The 17,732-nt window shown below is 69.7% G+C and carries 9 protein-coding genes; 6 read left to right on the plus strand and 3 right to left on the minus strand.

Going from position 1 to position 17,732, the window contains the following annotated elements; translation table 11 throughout:
• Nucleotides 1-294: 294 nt before the first annotated feature.
• A complete protein-coding gene (locus ACWCP8_RS28410; protein ID WP_382832330.1) occupies nt 295-5,325 on the plus strand; it encodes an NAD-glutamate dehydrogenase in 5,031 nt (1,676 codons plus the stop codon).
• A 236-nt stretch (nt 5,326-5,561) separates the two neighbouring features.
• On the opposite strand, the gene ACWCP8_RS28415 is transcribed toward ACWCP8_RS28410, so the two are convergent.
• Nucleotides 5,562-6,338, minus strand: coding sequence for an ABC transporter ATP-binding protein (locus ACWCP8_RS28415; RefSeq protein WP_352262790.1), 777 nt, complete (start codon nt 6,336-6,338; stop codon nt 5,562-5,564).
• Nucleotides 6,339-6,342: 4 nt separating this feature from the next.
• Nucleotides 6,343-7,293 (minus strand): ABC transporter permease, encoded by a 951-nt coding sequence (locus tag ACWCP8_RS28420; protein ID WP_352262712.1) that lies wholly within the window; start codon nt 7,291-7,293, stop codon nt 6,343-6,345.
• A gap of 130 nt (nt 7,294-7,423) precedes the next feature.
• Here ACWCP8_RS28420 and ACWCP8_RS28425 point away from each other — a divergent pair, with 130 nt between their 5' ends.
• The 5 genes from ACWCP8_RS28425 to ACWCP8_RS28445 all read left to right on the plus strand — a co-directional run bounded on the left by ACWCP8_RS28425 (nt 7,424) and on the right by ACWCP8_RS28445 (nt 15,435).
• Nucleotides 7,424-8,032: a TetR/AcrR family transcriptional regulator gene (locus ACWCP8_RS28425; RefSeq protein WP_352262710.1), complete on the plus strand. Its 609-nt coding sequence runs from the start codon at nt 7,424-7,426 to the stop codon at nt 8,030-8,032.
• Between the two features lie 351 nt (nt 8,033-8,383).
• Nucleotides 8,384-11,959, plus strand: coding sequence for a CDP-glycerol glycerophosphotransferase family protein (locus ACWCP8_RS28430; protein WP_451118949.1), 3,576 nt, complete (start codon nt 8,384-8,386; stop codon nt 11,957-11,959).
• 232 nt (nt 11,960-12,191) lie between these two features.
• A complete protein-coding gene (locus ACWCP8_RS28435; protein WP_352262708.1) occupies nt 12,192-13,433 on the plus strand; it encodes a glycosyltransferase family 39 protein in 1,242 nt (413 codons plus the stop codon).
• Nucleotides 13,434-13,463: 30 nt separating this feature from the next.
• Nucleotides 13,464-14,981, plus strand: coding sequence for a methyltransferase domain-containing protein (locus tag ACWCP8_RS28440; protein ID WP_451118951.1), 1,518 nt, complete (start codon nt 13,464-13,466; stop codon nt 14,979-14,981).
• A gap of 79 nt (nt 14,982-15,060) precedes the next feature.
• Entirely contained in the window at nt 15,061-15,435 is a 375-nt protein-coding gene (locus tag ACWCP8_RS28445; protein WP_352262704.1) for a DMT family transporter, read from the plus strand.
• Nucleotides 15,436-15,505: 70 nt separating this feature from the next.
• On the opposite strand, the gene ACWCP8_RS28450 is transcribed toward ACWCP8_RS28445, so the two are convergent.
• A complete protein-coding gene (locus tag ACWCP8_RS28450) occupies nt 15,506-17,683 on the minus strand; it encodes a bifunctional glycosyltransferase/CDP-glycerol:glycerophosphate glycerophosphotransferase (protein WP_451118953.1) in 2,178 nt (725 codons plus the stop codon).
• Nucleotides 17,684-17,732: the final 49 nt, after the last annotated feature.

The raw sequence follows: 17,732 nt of genomic DNA on the forward strand, positions 1-17,732 counted from the left end.
TTTGTACACATACGGCTCATGACGGTTCCGGGTACGGGCGAGATAGCCTGGACCCCGTGATCAGCGCGATACGCCTCGGGGGCAGCGAAGCCCCCGGCCTGCGCCCGGAGTGCCAACGTGCCCGGGCGATGACTGATCCCCTCAGCCCGGACCCACTGCCAAAAATGGCCAATAAGGTCCCGGGTATCTCTCATAGCGGCATAGCGTCGTCCCAGACCGGAAACCCCGTGTCGTGGCGGTACGTCGCCTTTTTCACCTACGTCACGCAACGGCGCGCGACAGGAGCCAGAGGACATGCAGACCAAGCTGGACGAAGCCAAGGCCGAGCTGCTCGCACGGGCCGCCAAGGTAGCTGACAACGGCCCGGGCGGTGGTGTCGGCGGCCCGGGCGGTACCACCCGGGTGCAGGTTGCCGGCGCCGGGGCCGGGGGCACCGGGGCCGGGCAGGACGAGCGTCCCGGCGAGGATGTGCTGCTCTCCTACCTCCAGCGCTACTACCTGCACACCGCTCCGGAGGACATCGCGGGCCGCGACCCGGTCGATGTCTTCGGTGCGGCTTCCTCCCACTACCGGCTCGCGGAGAACCGCCCGCAGGGCACCGCGAACGTCCGGGTGCACACCCCGACCGTCGAGGAGAACGGCTGGACGTCCAGCCACTCCGTCGTCGAGGTGGTCACGGACGACATGCCCTTCCTGGTCGACTCCGTCACGAACGAGCTGTCCCGGCAGGGCCGCGGCATCCATGTCGTGATCCACCCGCAGATCGTCGTCCGCCGTGATGTCACCGGCAGGCTCATCGAGGTCCTCGCCGAGGGCAACGGCCTCTCGGCGGGCCCGCAGGTCCGCAAGGGCGCAGACGGGGCCAAGGACACCAGGACCGCGCTGCCGCACGACGCGGTCGTCGAGTCCTGGATCCACGTCGAGATCGACCGCGAGACCGACCGCTCCGACCTCAAGCAGATCTCCGAGAACCTGCTCCGGGTGCTGTCCGACGTACGGGAGACCGTCGAGGACTGGGACAAGATGCGTGACGCCGCGCTGCGCATCGCCGACGACCTGCCCGGCGAGCCGCTCGACGCCCTCGCCGACGAAGAGGTGAACGAGGCGCGGGAGCTGCTGCGCTGGCTCGCCGCCGACCACTTCACCTTCCTGGGCTACCGCGAGTACGAGCTGAGGGAGACCGACGCACTGGCTGCGGTCCCCGGCACCGGCCTCGGCATCCTGCGCTCCGACCCGCACCACAGCGAGGACGAGGCGCACCCGGTCAGCCCGTCCTTCGACCGGCTGCCCGCCGACGCCCGCGCCAAGGCCCGTGAGCGCAAGCTGCTCATCCTGACCAAGGCGAACAGCCGGTCGACCGTGCACCGCCCCAGCTACCTCGACTACGTCGGGGTGAAGAAGTTCGACGCCGACGGCAACGTCATCGGTGAGCGCCGCTTCCTCGGACTGTTCTCGTCCGCCGCCTACACCGAGTCCGTGCGCCGGGTGCCCGTCATCCGCCGCAAGGTCGCCGAGGTGCTGGAGGGCGCGGGCTTCTCGCCCAACAGCCACGACGGCCGCGACCTGCTGCAGATCCTGGAGACGTACCCGCGCGACGAGCTCTTCCAGACGCCCGTCGACCAGCTGCGCTCCATCGTCACCTCCGTGCTCTACCTCCAGGAGCGGCGCCGGCTGCGGCTGTACCTGCGCCAGGACGAGTACGGGCGCTACTACTCCGCGATCGTCTACCTGCCGCGCGACCGCTACACCACCGGTGTGCGGCTCCGGCTGATCGACATCCTGAAGGAGGAGCTCGGCGGCACCAGCGTCGACTTCACCGCCTGGAACACCGAGTCGATCCTGTCCCGGCTGCACTTCGTCGTCCGTGTCGCACCCGGCACCGAGCTGCCCGACCTCACCGACGTCGAGGCCGACCGCATCGAGGCCCGTCTTGTCGAGGCCGCCCGCTCCTGGGCCGACGGCTTCCAGGAGGCGCTGAACGCCGAGTGCGGCGAGGAGCGTGCCGCCGAGCTGCTGCGGCAGTACGGTCACTCGTTCCCCGAGGGCTACAAGGCCGACCACTCGCCGCGCTCCGCCGTCGCCGACCTGGTCCACCTCGAAGCGCTCAAGCACGACGGGAAGGATTTCGCGCTCAGCCTGTACGAGCCGGTCGGTGCCGCCCCGGGCGAGCGCCGCTTCAAGATCTACCGGACCGGCGAGCAGGTCTCCCTCTCCGCCGTCCTTCCGGCGCTCCAGCGGCTCGGTGTCGAGGTTGTCGACGAGCGTCCGTACGAGCTGCGCTGCGCCGACCGTAAGCACGCCTGGATCTACGACTTCGGTCTGCGGATGCCGCAGGTCAACGGCAGTGGCAACTACCTCGCCGACGACGCCCGCGACCGCTTCCAGGACGCGTTCGCCGCGGTGTGGACCGGTGAGGCAGAGAACGACGGCTTCAACTCCCTGGTGCTCGGCGCCGGTCTGAACTGGCGGCAGGCGATGGTGCTGCGCGCCTACGCGAAGTACCTGCGGCAGGCCGGTTCGACCTTCAGCCAGGACTACATGGAGGACACCCTCCGTAACAACGTCCACACCACCCGTCTGCTGGTCTCGCTCTTCGAGGCCCGGATGTCGCCCGGTCGTCAGAGCGCCGGCACCGAGCTGACCGACGGTCTCCTCGAGGAGCTCGACGGGGCGCTCGACCAGGTCGCCTCACTCGACGAGGACCGGATCCTGCGGTCCTTCCTCACCGTCATCAAGGCCACCCTGCGCACCAACTTCTTCCAGCAGGCGGAGAGCGGCAAGCCGCACTCCTACGTCTCGATGAAGTTCGACCCGCAGGCCATCCCGGACCTGCCGGCGCCCCGCCCGGCGTTCGAGATCTGGGTGTACTCGCCGCGTGTCGAGGGCGTCCACCTGCGCTTCGGCAAGGTCGCCCGCGGTGGCCTGCGCTGGTCGGACCGGCGGGAGGACTTCCGTACGGAGATCCTCGGCCTGGTCAAGGCACAGATGGTGAAGAACACCGTCATCGTGCCGGTCGGCGCCAAGGGCGGCTTCGTCGCCAAGCAGCTGCCGGATCCGGCCGCCGACCGCGACGCCTGGATGGCCGAGGGCATCGCCGCGTACCGGACGTTCGTCTCGGCGCTGCTCGACATCACCGACAACCTGGTGGCCGGCGAGGTCGTGCCGCCCGTAGGTGTCGTCCGACACGACGAGGACGACACCTACCTCGTCGTCGCAGCGGACAAGGGCACCGCGAGCTTCTCCGACATCGCCAACGAGGTCGCCGTCTCGTACGGCTTCTGGCTCGGCGATGCGTTCGCCTCCGGTGGCTCCGCCGGATACGACCACAAGGGCATGGGCATCACCGCCCGCGGCGCCTGGGAGTCCGTCAAGCGGCACTTCCGCGAGCTCGGCCACGACACCCAGACCGAGGACTTCACGGTCGTCGGCGTCGGCGACATGTCCGGTGACGTGTTCGGCAACGGCATGCTGCTCTCCGAGCACATCCGGCTCGTCGCAGCCTTCGATCACCGGCACATCTTCCTCGACCCGACCCCGGACGCCGCCACCTCGTACGCCGAGCGGCGCCGTCTCTTCGACCTGCCGCGCAGCTCCTGGGCCGACTACAACAAGGAACTGCTCTCCACGGGCGGCGGCATCCACCCCCGTACCGCGAAGTCGATCCCGGTCAACGCGCACGTCCGCGAGGCGCTCGGCATCGAGTCGGGTGTCACCAAGATGACGCCTGCCGACCTGATGAAGACCATCCTCAAGGCCCGCGTCGACCTGGTGTGGAACGGCGGCATCGGTACGTACATCAAGTCCTCCACCGAGTCGAACGCGGACGTCGGCGACAAGGCCAACGACGCGATCCGCGTCAACGGCGAGGACCTGCGGGCCAAGGTCGTCGGCGAGGGCGGCAACCTCGGCGCCACCCAGCTCGGCCGGATCGAATTCGCCCGGGGCGGCGGCCGGATCAACACCGACGCGATCGACAACAGCGCCGGTGTGGACACCTCCGACCACGAGGTGAACATCAAGATCCTGCTCAACGGCCTGGTGCGGGACGGAGACATGACCGTCAAGCAGCGCAACAAGCTGCTTGCCGAGATGACCGACGAGATCGGGCGTCTGGTGCTGCGCAACAACTACGCCCAGAACACCGCGCTCGCCAATTCCGTCGCCCAGTCCGCCTCCCTGCTCCACGCCCAGCAGCGCTTCATGCGCCGTCTCGGCCGCGACGGACACCTCGACCGGGCGCTGGAGTTCCTGCCCACCGACCGGCAGATCCGCGAGCTGCTGAACGGCGGCAAGGGGCTTACCCAGCCCGAGCTCGCCGTGCTGATCGCCTACACGAAGATCACCGCGTCCGACGAGCTGATCAAGACCAGCCTGCCGGACGACCCGTACCTGCAGAAGCTGCTGTACGCCTACTTCCCCGCGCAGCTGCGCGCGCAGTTCCCCGAGGCGGTCGACGGGCACGCACTGCGCCGCGAGATCATCACCACGGTGCTGGTCAACGACACGGTGAACACCGGTGGTTCGACCTTCCTGCACCGGCTGCGGGAAGAGACCGGCGCGTCGATCGCGGAGATCGTGCGGGCCCAGACCGCGGCCCGCGAGATTTTCGGCCTCGGCCAGGTGTGGGACGCCGTCGAGGCGCTCGACAACAAGGTCGCCGCCGATGTGCAGACCCGGATCCGGCTGCACTCGCGCCGGCTCGTCGAGCGCGGCTCGCGCTGGCTGCTCGGCAACCGTCCGCAGCCGCTGGAGATCGCCGAGACGATCGGCTTCTTCAAGGACGGTGTCGACCAGGTCTGGGCCGAACTGCCCAAGATGCTGAAGGGCGCCGACCAGGAGTGGTACCAGTCGATCCTGGACGAGCTGACCGAGGCGGGCGTCCCGGACGAGCTGGCGCAGCGCGTCGCAGGATTCTCGTCCGCCTTCCCGGCGCTCGACATCGTGGCGATCGCCGAGCGCATCGGCAAGGACCCCCTTGCCGTCGCCGAGGTCTACTACGACCTCGCCGACCGGCTGGGCGTCACCCAGCTGATGGACCGGATCATCGAGCTGCCGCGGAACGACCGCTGGCAGTCCATGGCCCGCGCCTCCATCCGCGAGGACCTGTACGCCGCGCATGCCGCGCTCACCGGGGATGTGCTGAGTGTGGGCAACGGGACGTCGACGCCGGAGGAACGGTTCGCGGCCTGGGAGGACAAGAACGCGGCGATCCTGACGCGTTCGCGCACCACGCTGGAGGAGATCCGGGGGTCGGACTCGTTCGATCTGGCGAACCTGTCGGTGGCCATGCGGACCATGCGGACGTTGCTGCGTACGCACGGGTAGTGGTCTGAGGGGGGAGCGGCCGCCGGTGCGTCCGGCGGCCGCTCCCCCCTCGAACGCCGGACGGGGCTGGATGTGGTGCCTCACCGTCCGGCGGTGGGGGTGTCCTCGATCGTCGGACGGGCTTGATCACCGGGCCGGCGCGAGGCGAACCGGAGGAGCGGGCTGCTGCGGCTGAGGGGGAGTACGCCCGCGAGGTGACCGCGCCGCCCGCCGCCCCCAGTTCGCGGCGGCGGACTTCACTTCTTGGTGGTGAACTTCTCGTACGCGGCGACGACTTCCTTCGCCGGACCGTCCATCCGCAGCGTCCCCGCCTCCAGCCACAGCGCCCGGTCGCAGGTCTCGGTGATCGACTTGTTGCTGTGGCTGACCAGGAACACCGTGCCCGCCTCCTTGCGCAGCTCGATGATCCGCTCCTTGCTGCGTCGCTGGAACTTGGCGTCGCCCGTGGACAGTGCCTCGTCGATCAGCAGAACGTCATGGCTCTTGGCGGCGGCGATGGAGAACCGGAGCCTGGCCCCCATGCCCGACGAGTACGTACGCATCGGCAGCGTGATGAAGTCGCCCTTCTCGTTGATGCCGGAGAAGTCGACGATCCTCTGGTAGCGCTCGCGGATCTCGTCGCGCGTCATGCCCATCGCCAGCCCACCGAGGATGACGTTCCGCTCGCCGGTCAGATCGCTCATCAGCGCCGCGTTCACGCCGAGCAGCGACGGCTGCCCCTGGGTGTGCACCCGGCCCTTCGACGGCGGGAGCAGACCGGCGATCGCCTTCAGCAGCGTCGACTTCCCCGAGCCGTTGGAACCGATCAGGCCGATCGCCTCGCCCTTGTACGCGGCGAAGCTGACGCCCTTCACGGCATGCACCTCGCGCATGCCGGGGGCCTGCCGCCGGGAAGTGATCCGGCTGAGGGCCGAGGTGGCGCTGCCCTTTCCGGTGCGCGCGCCGTTGACCTTGTAGGTGATGTGGACGTCGTCCACGACGACGGTCGGCACCTGCTCGTTGTCGCCAGTCATGTTCTCAGCCACGTCCGTACAGCTCCTCGGCCTTCCAGAAGTACACGAAGCCGCCCACTCCGCACACGAGCGCCCAGCCCGCGGCGACGGCCCACACATGCGGGGGCAGCTGCGCCCCGCTGAAGCTGTCGATGAGTGCGAACCGCATCAGGTCGATGAAGACGGCGGCCGGATTGCATTCCAGCGCCACCTTCACGAAGTGCGGAACCGTGTCCCCCTTCAGCTTTTCGTCGAGGCTGAACATGACGCCCGACGCGTACATCCAGGTGCGCAGGACGAACGGCGTCAGCTGCGCGATGTCCGGGGTCCGGGCGGCCAGCCGCGCGACGACCATCGAGAGCCCGGTGTTGAAGACGGTCTGCAGGAGCAGCGCCGGGATCGCCAGCAGCCACGACGGCCGGGGGAACTGCCCGAACCCGATCAGGATCAGGACCAGTGCACCCAGGGAGAACAGCAGCTGCTGGAGCTGCTGCAGCGCCAGTGCGACGGGCAGTGAGGCGCGCGGGAAGTGCAGCGCCCGGACGAGGCCGAGGTTCCCGCTGATCGCGCGGGTGCCCGCGGTGATCGAGCTGGCGGTGAAGGTCCAGATGAACACGCCCGTGATGAGGAACGGAACGAAGTCCTCGACGTTCTTCTTCGTGTTCAACAGGATGCCGAAGATGAAGTAGTAGACCGTCGCGTTGAGCAGCGGGGTCATGATCTGCCAGATCTGGCCGAGCTTCGCCTGGCTGTACTGGGCGGTGAGTTTGGCGGTGGCGAACGCCGTGATGAAGTGCCGGCGGCCCCACAGCTGCCGGACGTACGCGCCGAGTGTCGGCCGGGCCCCGCTCACGGTCAGCCCGTGCCGGGCCGCGAGCGCGGCGAGCTCACCCGGCTCGTAGACCGGGAGGAGGGGGGTGGGGGCTGCGTCGGTCACCGCCGGGGTGGTCGGCGGGGCTGTTGTCTGGCTCACCACGATCGCTTTCGACGGGAGGACAGGAACCATCGCGAACGCCGGAACGGAACCGTATCGTCGCAACGCCGAGAGTAGGACGTGATCACGTCGCAACGCAACCGTTTCGTCGTTACGGACTATCATTCGCGTCATGACCACCGACCCGGGAACCCGCCGCCGCGTCCCCGCCGGAGCCGCTGTGCTGCGCGAGGACGTCACCGATGCCATCCGCAGCGCCGTCTTCGAGGAGCTGGCGGTGGTCGGCTTCGCCCGGATGTCGATCGAGGGCATCGCCCGGCGCGCGGGCGTCGGGAAGACCGCCGTCTACCGCCGCTGGAAGTCCAAGCTGGCCCTCGTCCTCGACCTGGTCTCCGCCGTCGCGGTCCAGGGCATGCCGGCGCCGGCCACCGGTTCGCTGTACGGGGATGTCCGCGCTGTGCTCCAGCTGGCCGCCTATGCGCTGCGCCACCCCGTCGCCTCGCAGGTCATCCCGGATCTGCTGGTCGAGGCGGCGCGGAACCCGGAGATCTCCGACACGATCAAGTCGGCCCTGCTGGACCCGCAGCAGGGCATCGCCGCCGTGGTCGTCCGGGACGCCGTCGCCCGCGGTGAGCTGCCCGAGGACAGCGACCCGGACCGCGCCCTGGACCTGATCGTCGGCCCGCTCTACTGGCGGCTCGCCGTGGTCCGCGGCGATCTGCCCAAGGGCTATCTGGACGATCTGGCCGAGTCGGCCGTCGCCGCCCTCAAGAAGAACTGACCGCCCGACCATCGGCTGCGCCCCGGCCCGTACGCCTACCGGGCCTCGTACGGCGCGCACGTCGGCCTGCCGTCCGGCCGCCCCGGCGACACCCCCGGAGCTGTCGCCACCACCGAGGGCGAGCTGCCGGGGGTCTTCGGATCGGGGAGTGGAGGTCACAGCGGGCGGGCGGGCTCCGGGGCATGTTCCGGGAGTGGTTCCGTCCGTACCATGACGGCCACGCTGCCGACCGCGTGGTGCGATGGTGTTCCTGAACGGCTTGTGATGTCACTCGTTCGAGGCCGTAACCGGTGACCCCCGGCCGTTCACGCGGTTGAGCCATACGGACAACCAGGCCCCCGATGAACGGACGTGCTCAACATGCCGCCACGGCTCAGTGTCGTCGTCCCCGTCTACAACGTGGAGCTCTATCTGACGGACTGCCTGAAGTCCCTCGCGGAGCAGACCATGGACGACCTGGAGGTGGTGATGGTCGACGACGGATCCACCGACGGCAGCGCCGCCCTGGCCACTGCCTTCGCGGAACAGGACAGCCGGTTCCGGCTGGTGAGCCAGAAGAACGGCGGCCTCGGGCACGCCCGCAACACCGGTGTCCGCAACTGCGATCCGGGCAGCGGCTATGTCGCCTTCGTCGACAGCGACGACATCGTGCCGCCCCGGGCGTACGAACTCCTCGTCGGCGTACTCGACAAGACGGGTTCGGACATCGCATCCGGCAATGTGCTCCGGCTGCGGGCCTCCGGCAAGCTGCAGCAGTCGCCCAACTTCCGCAAGCCCATGGCGACCACCCGGCTGCGCACTCACATCTCGCGCGACTGGGACCTCGCCGCCGACCGGATCGCCTGCAACAAGGTCTTCCGCCGGTCCTTCTGGGACGAACACGCCTTCGCCTTCCCGGTCGGCACCCTCTACGAGGACATCCCCGTCGTCCTCCCCGCCCACTTCCTCGCCCGCTCCGTCGACGTGGTCAAGGACGCCGTCTACCACTGGCGCGACCGGGCCGGCTCGATCACCACCCGCCGCGCCGTCGTCCGCGGCATCCGGGACCGGGCCTCGCACGTACTGGGCGTCTCCACCTTCCTCGAACAGCACCGCGGCGCCGCCGACAAACGCCACTACGAGGCGCATGTCCTCGCCAACGACCTCTGGTACTTCATGGAGGCGCTGCCCGACGGGGACGACGAGTACCGCCGCGCCTTCCTCACGTACGCCAACGAGTTCACCGACCAGGTCGACCCGGCCGTCCTCGACGGGCTGCCGCTGCGGCTGCGGCTGATGTGGCATCTCGTACGCGAACGGCGCACGGACGAACTGCTGGAGCTGCTCGCCCACGACAAGGCCGAACCCGGTGCCTTCGCCGTACGGGGCGTGCGGCACCGCAGCGCCTCGTACCCGGCCCTCACCGGGCCGGTACCGCGCTCGGTGCTGCGGGTCGGCGACCGGGACCTGCCGCTCACCGCCCGGCTGCGCGAGGCGCACTGGCAGGGCGGCAAGCTGCACCTCAAGGGGTACGCGTACATCCGCAACCTGCCCGCCGGCTCGTGGCACAGCGAGTTCCGGGCCGGCTGGCTGCGGGCCGGGCGCCGGCACGTGGTGCCGCTGCGGCTGCGTACGGTCGATGAGCCGGAGGCCACCGTCCGTTCCCGGCAGAGCCTGCACGACTACGACCGGTCCGGCTTCGAGACGGTCATCGACCCGGCCCGGCTCCGGATCTCCGCCGACGGCGACACGGAACGGCTCACCTGGCGCCTCGAAGTCGGCATCGCCGGACACGGGATGCTGCGCCGCTCCGACGTCTCCACCGACGTGGCCGCGGCGGCGCCGCCCGTGCATCGACCGGACGGCGACCACCGCATCGTGCCCGCCTTGGAGGGCGGCAAGCTGGTGGTTCACGCGGAGCGGATCGACGCCCGGTTCGAGACACACCGGGCGGGCGATGCGGGCGACGGGACCGCCACCGTGGTGATCAGTGGCATGATCCGCGACCGTCTCGGCAAGGGACCGCTCCGGATCGGTCTCACCCATCGTCCCTCCAGCACCTCCCTCGACTTCCCGGCGACCGTCCACGAGGGCGCCGTGCCGTCGGCGGCGGGCTGGCGGCGCTTCACCGCCGTGGTCCCGCTCGCAGCGGTCACCGACGCGCGGCCGACGACAGAGGCGGCCACCGTCGCGTACAGCCTGCATCTGGTCGGACCGGACGGCCGCAGGACACCGATCGACGTGCCGGGGCCCGTTCCGCCGGGCCGCTACCCGATCGGTTCGCCCGCACCGGAAGGGGGCGCCGACGAGCCGCGTGAGCTCGCGCTCACCGCCAGTTCCCGGGGCAACCTGCTGATCAGCGACCGGCCCGTGCAGCCCGCCTGCGAGCTGGCGAGCTGGACGGAGGACGGGCTGCTGCTCCTGGAGGGCACCTTCCCCGACGACCCCGACCGCCCCGTCGAGCTGGTGGCCCGGCACAGCGGTCACGACGAGGAGGCCGTCTTCCCGGTGGTGTTCTCCGGGCCTGCGCAGGCCCGGCGGTTCAGGGCCGAGCTGCGGCCCGACGCCGTCGAAGCGCCCGGTGGCCCGCTGCCCCTGGGGGAGGGCCACTGGTACTTCTTCCTCCGCCCGAAGGGCGCCGCCGACGACACGGGCGACATGCCGTTGCGCATCCCGGCCGCCGCCCACCGCACCCTTCCCGCCGCCCGTACGCTCTCGGGCCGCACCTACGTCATCGAGCGGCGCTACCACGACCAGCTGCTCGTCAACGCCGCGTCCATGCTCACCGCGGCGGAGCGCGGCGCCCGCGGCAAGCGGCTGCTGCGCGAGGCGTACGCCGGACAGCGCACCGCCCCCCTGCGCGACACCGTCCTGCACAGCAGCTTCGACGGGCGCCAGTACTCCGACTCGCCGCGCGCGATCTACGAGGAACTGGCCGCCCGCACCACCGCGTTCGAGCATCTGTGGGTCGTACGCGATCAGCAGGCCCGGATCCCCGCGGGCGCCACCGCCGTCGTCCATGGCTCCGCCGCCTGGCACGAGGCGCTGGCGCGCAGCCGCCACATCGTCACCAACACCCAGCTGCCCGAATGGTTCGAACGGCGCGATGGCCAGAGTGTCGTCCAGACCTGGCACGGCACCCCGCTCAAGCGCATCGGCCTCGACCTCGCGGACACGGCCCAGGCCAATGCCGCCTACATCGCCACCATCGAACAGCGCGCAAGCCAGTGGAGCGTCCTGGTCTCCCCGAACAGCTTCTCCACCTCCGTCCTGCGGCGCTCCTTCGGGTATCGGGGGGAGATGCTGGAGTGCGGCTATCCCCGCAACGACCTCTTCCACGCCTCGGACCGCACCAAGGTGGCCGCCGCGGTACGGGAGCGGCTGGGGATCCCCGCGGGCAAGCGGGTCGTGCTGTACGCGCCGACATGGCGTGAGGACCGGCCGCAGGGCGGCGGCAGATACGCCCTCGACCTCCAGCTCGACCTGGCCGCCGCCGAACGCGAACTCGCCTCCGACACCGTGCTGTTGGTGCGGCGCCACTATCTGGTCACCGACCGGCTCCCGGACAGCGGCAGCGGCTTCGTGCGGGACGTCTCGCGCTACGGGGACGTCGGTGAGCTGATGCTGATCAGCGACGCGCTCGTCACCGACTACTCCTCGCTGATGTTCGACTTCGCCCAGACCGGCCGCCCGATGCTGTTCCACACGTACGACCTCGCTCACTACCGCGACACCCTGCGCGGCTTCTGTTTCGACTTCGAGAACCGCGCCCCCGGCCCGCTGATCCCCGACTCCGCGGATCTCATCGAGGCGCTGCGCGACCCGGTCCGGGCCACCGCGGGACACGCGCAGGCGTACGAGGCATTTCGGCGCGACTTCTGCGACCTCGACGACGGGCATGCGGCGCAGCGGGTGGTCGACCGGATGCTGCAGCCCGACCCCCGGTAGTCCACCCCGGAGTCCGGTTCCGGCCCCCGTGCCCGTGCGGGACCGGAACCGGACTCCGGGGTGCAGCGGTGGTGAACGGCAGGAAGCGCCCGCGCAAGGGGGGATAAGTGAACCGTTCGAGTGATTCTCACCGTCCACGTACGTGCAGATGGGCGGGGAGCGATTCACTCGTTCGCTTAAGTATGTTGATCGGTGCACTGGATAGCCGCTGCGGGTTGCTACGTTCGTTTTCATGGGTATCCGAACGTGGTGCGACGCCTGGAGCGTGCGGCGCGCGAGAGCTGTCGTGTTCGTCGCCGCGGCCATAGGGCTGCTCGTCAGAATGCTGATCGCGGCGAACACGTCGGGCCCCGCCGATGTGCGCTTTTTCCAAGGTTTCGCCAAGGCCATCACCGTTTACGGCCCCGTTCGCATTTATGAGCAGCCGCTGCCGGGCCTGCCCGTCTACAATCATCCGCCGCTGGCCGGCTGGATGCTCCTCGGGCTGAATGAACTCGCCGAGCTCGGAATTCCGTTCGGGACGCTGATCCGGTCACCTGCTTCGATCGCCGACTTCTTCTGCACACTCATCGTGTTCGAAATTGTCCGGCGGCGTCGCAGTCTGCGCACCGCGGTCGCCTGCGGGATCGGAGTGGCCCTCAGCCCTGTGCTGATCGCCACCTCGGGCTACCACGGCAACACCGACGCGGTTGCCATCGCTTTCGCCCTCGCCGCCGCGTATCTACTGGCCGACCGGAGGTCGCCGCTGGCCGCCGGGGTGGCCGCCGCGCTGTCGATCAGCGTCAAGTTCATCCCGGTCGTGGTGATCCCGGCGCTCTTCGTCGTCGCGCTGCGGGCCGGCCGGCCGGTGTTCGTCCGCTTCACCGCGGGGTTCACCGCGCTGGTCGCGCTCGTCTGGGGACCCGTGCTGGTGACCGTGCCGGAGAACCTCAATGAGAACGTCCTGGAGTACACGGGGGGCAGATACCGCCTCTGGGGCCTCGTCCGGTTCGCCGATGTGCTCGGCCTGCCGGAGTCCTTCATCACCTTCATGCGCGGCGAGGGCCACTTCCTCTTCGTGCTGATCTGTGTGGCCGTCGGTGTCTGGCTGGCCTGGGTGCGGCCCGGGCAGCTGCCCGGTGTCGTCGCCGTGACGATGGGCCTCCTGCTGCTGCTCTCCACCGCGTCCGGCCTGCAGTACCTGACCTGGGCGGCCGCCGCGATGTTCGTCATCGGGTTCTGGGAAGGGGTCGCGTACAGCTGTCTGCTCGGCTGGACAGCCATCCTCGGCTACCAGGGACGCTCCCCCGTGCACTGGAGCGAGACGGTGCTGCAACTGGGCACTGCCGGCTGGTTCGTTCTCGCGGTCTGCCTGGTCAGAGGCGTCCGCGGGATTCTCGCCGCCCCGCCGGACGGGCCCCCGTCGTCCCCCGGCGAACCGGCATCGGTCACTGCGCCCCGCACCTCGCATCCGTTCGGTTCCGCCGTCAACTGACCACACCCGAGCGCAACTGGAGATCCTCCCGTGAAGGAAAGCACGAGCCCCAGGATCGGCATCCTGGTGGTCGCGTACAACGCCGAGATGACGCTGGAGAAGACCCTCGACCGGATTCCGGAGGATTTCCGGTCCCGGATCTCCGAGATCCTCATTCTCGACGACGCGAGCCATGATGCGACCTTCACCGCAGGATGCCGCTGGTCGCTGGCGGAGGGAATGCCGCGGACCGTCGTGATGCGGCACACCAAGAATCTCGGATACGGCGGAAACCAGAAGGCCGGATACGCGCTGGCCGCCGAACACGGACTGGACATCATCGTGCTGCTGCACGGCGACGGACAGTACGCCCCCGAACTGCTGCCCGATATGGTCGCGCCGATCGAGCGCGGCGAATGCGAAGCCGTGTTCGGTTCGCGGATGATGAAGTCCGGCAGCGCCCTCAAGGGCGGCATGCCGATGTACAAGTGGCTCGGCAATCGTATTCTCACCCGCCTGGAGAACAGGCTCCTCGGCTCGAAGCTCACCGAATTCCACTCCGGCTACCGTGCCTACAGCGTCGCGGCCCTCAAGAAACTGCCCATCGCCCGGAACACCGACGCGTTCGACTTCGACACCCAGATCATCGTCCAGCTGCTCAACGAAGGGATGCGGATCAAGGAGATCCCCGTCCCGACGTACTACGGCGACGAGATCTGCTACGTCAACGGCCTGAAGTACGCGAAGGACGTCATCAAGGACGTCCTCGAATACCGCCTCGCCATCAAGGGGTTCGGCACCTGCGCCTGGATCCCCAAGCCCGTCGAGTACGCCTTCAAGGAGGGCGACGGCTCCTCGCACGCCGTCATCCTGGAGAAGATGCGAGCACTGCCGCCCGGCCGCGTCCTCGATCTCGGCTGCTCCGGCGGCCTGTTCGCGCAGCGCCTGGTGGCGCTCGGCCACGAAGTGACCGGCGTCGACTACATCGAGGTCCCGGGCGTCCGCGAGAAGTGCACGCACTTCCACCTCGCCGACCTGGAGGAGGGGCTGCCCGAGGAGATCGGCGCCGACTTCGACTACGTTGTCGCCGGCGATGTCATCGAGCACCTCTCCCGTCCCGAACGCGTCCTCTCCGAGGCCGCGACCGTGCTCCGGCCGGGCGGCCATGTGCTGCTGTCCGTACCGAACTTCAGCCACTGGTACTCACGGCTGCGGGTGGCGCTCGGAGTCTTCGACTACGACCGGCGCGGCATCCTCGACGAGACGCATCTGCGCTTCTTCACCCGGGCCAGCCTGCGCCGCACCGTCCGGAACGCCGGCTACGACGTTCTGGACATCGCGTCCACCGGGGCGCCGTTCTGGTCGCTGCTCGGCGGTCGCGGACCGCTCGCCACGATCCTCGGCGGCCTGTCGAAGCTGCTGACCAGGATCCGGCCGACGCTGTTCGGCTATCAGCACGTCGCACTGCTGACCCCGCATGCGGCCGAGACGATCATCGCTGGAGAGCACGTCGATGTACAGGACATCCTCAACCGACAGTACGCCCCTGCCGGCCAGGTCGGAGTCTGAGACGGACACCGCCGACTCCGTGCCCCACTCCGCACGCACCCCCGAGCCGGTGCCCGCCGCCCCCGTCAGGAGCAAGACCTTGACCCTGCCCAGTCTGACGCTGCTGCTGTTCGCCGTGTTCGCGTCGGCGGGCGGCCAGATCATGCTCAAGCACGGGATGAAGGGTGCCGCGGCGGCGGCCGGGCGGGACGGCGGATCCCTGGCGATGCGCGCGGCGACCAGCCCGTGGGTCGTCCTCGGGCTCCTCGTCTTCGCGGTGTCCGCGCTCGCCTGGATGGCGACGCTGGCCAAGGTGCCGCTGAGCATCGCGTACCCGTTCAACGCGCTCGGCTATCTGCTGATCGTGCTGGCCGGATCGACGGTGCTGCACGAGCGGACCTCGATGTGGACCTGGGGCGGCTCGCTGCTCGTGGTCGTCGGCCTCGTCACGGTCATGGCGGGCCAGCAACGCTGAGGCGCATCCCGGGAACGGGTGCGCGATCAATCGCCGGGCGGCAAGGACAAGCCCGTCCGGCGATTGAGGACTAACGCCCGCCGGGTGCCCCTTCTTCCCCCAGCAGCACCGCCCGAACCACCCGCTCCGCCGCCCGCCCGTCGTCGTACGGACAGAACCTCGCCCGGAAAGCGGCCCGCAGGGCCTCGTTCTCCGGACTGTTCCAGCTGCCGTCGAGGAAGATCCGGGCCAGCTCCTCCGTGCTCGTGGAGACGGCCCCCGGGGTGTCTCCCGGCTCCCCGGACAGCAGGTCGAAGCAGACCCCGCGCACCGTGCGGTACGTCTCCCAGTCCGGGGCGTGCACCACGATGGGCCGGTCCAGCGCGGCATAGTCGAACATCACCGACGAGTAGTCCGTCACCAGCGCGTCGGCCGCCAGGCACAGCTCCTCGATCCGCGGATGGTCGCAGACATCGAGGATCGACGGACGGTCCGGCAGCCCCGCCTCGTCGTAGAAGTAATGTGCCCGGACCATGATCACGGTGTCGGGGCCGAGCGCTTCGGCGAGCCGTTCCAGATCGATCCTGCTGGTGAACGACGCCTCGTAGTCGCGGTGGGTCGGCGCGTACAGCACGCTCCGCTGACCGGGGCGGATGCCCAGCCCGGCCCGGATCTCGGCGATCTGCCCGGCCGTCGCCGTGGTGAAGACGTCATTGCGCGGGTAGCCCGTTTCGAGCGAGCGCGCGGCACTCGGGTAGGCGCGGGCCCACACCTCCGTGGAGTGCGGATTGGCGGAGATACTCCAGTCCCACCGGTCGACGCGCTGCAGCAGCCGGTCGAAGTTCAGCCCCTGCGCCGCCGCCGGATACTCCTGCTGGTCCAGGCCCATGATCTTCAGCGGGGTGCCGTGGTGGGTCATCACATGGACCTGACCGGGGCGTTTGACCAGGTGGTCGGGGAAGTTGACGTTGTTGATGAAGTACGTGGCACGGGCCACCGTCGCCCAGTAGCGGCGGGTCCCCGGCACCACGTGGTCGATGCCGGGCGGCACCGTGTCCACCTGGTTCTTCGAGACCACCCACACGCCGCGCACCTGCGGGGCCAGATCCTGGGCCTTGCGGAAGATCGCCTCCGGGTTGCAGCTGACCCCGCGGTTCCAGTACGCGGCGTAGACGGCGAGCCCGCGGTCCAGCGGACGCCTGCGCTGCCACCAGTAGTAGCGCGCGGACAGCGTGCGCTTCGCACGCGCCCGGAGTGCGGTGGGCACGGAGCGCATGCTCCGGCGCAGGGTGAGGACGGTGTCGAGGGCGCCGAGTGCGGCGAACCGACCGCCGCCGATCAGCCGTGGCCGCAGCCCCCTGGCGCCGCCCGGGAACCGGTGCCCCTCGGGCCGGTGCGTACGGTGGAACGCGGCCACGGACCGCACGTACCGCCTGCGCCGCCGCTCCACCGACGGGTATCCGGCCAGGAGTTCCTGGGCGGCCCGCTCGAAGAGCAGCGCCCGCAGCGGATGCAGGGCCGGCCGGTCCCGGAGGAACGTCATCAGCCCCGCGTACGCCTCGACGAGCTGGAGCGGTGTCGTGCCGTCGGTCGGCTCCGACGCGTCGGCGAGGTCCGGCAGATAGCGTTGCTGGCGGTGCTCGACGCAGGCGACCGGCAGGACGGCGACGGATTCGGCGGCGGCCAGCGTCTGGAGCGCGTACATCCGCTCGCCGTGCTGTCCGGGGCCGAAGGCCAGCTTCTCGGACTCGTGGAGGGTGCGGCGTACGGCCCGGTTCCAGGAGACCTGTGCGATGTCGAGGAGTTCGGGGTGGTCGGCGAGGGTGAGGGGACCCACGGGCAGTTCGTGCAGCACCTCCAGCGACCTGGTCGGCCGCGGCCTGCCGCGGAACGACCGCTTGTGATGGCCGAACAGCAGCAGTTCCGGGTCGCCCGCCCCGTCCAGCGCGTCGGCGACGGCCTGCAGGGCACCCGGCAGCAGGACGAAGTTCGCCTCCAGGAAGAGCAGATGGCTCCCGACGGCCCGCTCGGCCCCGGCGTTGCGCCGCCCGGCGGGACCCACGCCCTCGCCCGCCGGGAGGTGGATGGCCTGCACCCGATCGTCCCGGGCGGCGAACTCGTCCAGCAGCAGGCCCGAACCGTCCGGCGCCCCGTCGTCGACGCCGATCACTTCGATATCCGTGAACGACTGCGAGAGCACCGACTCCAGGCACTCGCGCAGATGTCCTCGGACGCGACGGACGGGGATGATGACACTCAGCCGGGGCATACACGCTCTTTCTCGGTCACTGGCACCCGTGGGCGCAGACAGCGGGGGA

The sequence above is a fragment of the Streptomyces sp. NPDC002206 genome (assembly GCF_053593595.1).